At 68.7% G+C, this 1,600-nt stretch carries 2 protein-coding genes; both read left to right on the top strand.

The window, feature by feature from the left end; genetic code table 11:
* On the top strand, positions 1–993 hold a 993-nt coding region (locus VGD20_RS02675), incomplete at its 5' end, for a tRNA modification GTPase (protein WP_331132967.1).
* Positions 994–1,055: 62 nt separating this feature from the next.
* Positions 1,056–1,600: FAD-dependent oxidoreductase (locus VGD20_RS02670; RefSeq protein ID WP_331132966.1), on the top strand; the 545-nt coding region annotated here is incomplete at its 3' end.

The following is a 1,600-nucleotide window of genomic DNA, read 5'->3' as shown; positions in this document are numbered from 1 at the left end:
CAGGGGCTGGCGCCGGCGCCGCCGGGGGCGTTCACGCGCCGTGCCTTCGAGAATGGCCGGATCGATCTGGCGGAGGCGGAGGGGCTCGCAGACCTGTTGTTCGCCGAGACTGAGCTGCAGCGACTGAGCGCGCTTGCCATGGCGGAGGGCGGGCTGAGCGCGTGCGTCGGCGCCTGGCAGGAAAGATTGCTGTCGCTGTCGGCGCGCACCGAGGCGCTGCTCGATTTTTCGGACGAGGGTGACGTCGCGGAGGATGCGGGCGCAGCCGGCGCGCTTTCGCGTGACGTCGAGGCGCTTGCATCGGAGATCCGGGGGTTTCTGGCGCGGCCCTCGGGCGAACGGTTGCGCGACGGGATTCGCGTGGCGCTTGCGGGCCCGCCCAATGCGGGCAAGTCGACCTTGCTCAATGCGCTCGCCGGACGCGAGGCGGCAATCGTCTCGCCGCGTGCCGGGACGACGCGCGACGTGATCGAGGTGCCGCTGGCACTCGATGGGCGGCCCTATGTCTTTGTCGACACAGCGGGCCTCCACGGCGGCAGCGGAGATGAGATCGAAGCCATCGGAATGGCGCGGGCGCGGCGTGTAATCGCTGCGAGCGACATCATCCTGTGGCTCGACGAGGCGCGCGGCAGCCCCGAACCAGAACGGACAATTGCGGTGCATGCACGCTGTGACGTGGTCGGTCGCGAGATTGCGCCCGGCGCTGCTGATATCGCCCTGTCGGCCATCACGGGAGAGGGGATGGACCAGCTCGTTACACTACTGACCGATCGCGCGGACCGATTGCTGCCACGGCCCGGTGACCTGGCCATCAACCGTCGACAGCGCGCGCTTCTAGAGCAATGCGTGGCGGTGCTTGAGGGCGATGACGATCTGCTCATCGTCGCGGAGGCTCTGCGGCGGGCACGGATCGCGCTCGATCAACTGACGGGGAGGGCCGGGACCGAAGATATGCTCGACGCGCTGTTCGGGCGCTTCTGTATCGGCAAATAGCGCCGTGTTTCACGTGGAACATTTTGACTTGGAGCTGCGGCTGACCTAGGCATTCGCGCGCTATGGCGCGGGATTTCGACATTATCGTGGTGGGCGGCGGCCATGCCGGCTGCGAAGCGGCGGCGGCGGCCGCGCGCATGGGCGCGCGCGCAGCGCTCGTTACCTTCTCGCGCGACACGGTGGGCGCGATGTCGTGCAATCCAGCGATCGGCGGGTTGGGCAAGGGGCATCTTGTGCGCGAGGTTGACGCCTTTGACGGCCTTATCGCGCGTGCGGCCGACCACGCTGCGATCCACTACCGCATGCTTAATCTGAGCAAGGGCGCGGCGGTACAGGGACCGCGCGTGCAGGCCGACAGGACGCGCTACAAGGCGGCGATCCAGGCACAGCTCGATGCGCAGCCGCGGCTCGAGATCGTCGAGGGGGAGGCCGCCGCGCTCATCTTCGAGGAGGGGAGCAGCGGTCGCGTCGCCGGGCTGGCACTTGCCTCGGGTGAGACGTTGCGCGCAGCCGCTGTGGTGCTCGCGACCGGGACCTTCCTCAAGGGCCGGATGTTCTGCGGCCCGGATATCACGACAGGCGGGCGCGTCGGCGAGGCTGCGGCGCA

The sequence above is a fragment of the Sphingopyxis sp. genome, assembly GCF_036402335.1.
Taxonomy (GTDB): Bacteria; Pseudomonadota; Alphaproteobacteria; order Sphingomonadales; family Sphingomonadaceae; genus Sphingopyxis.
Note: the sequence above shows the minus strand (reverse complement) of the source record. Positions and strands in the feature narration are given on the sequence as shown.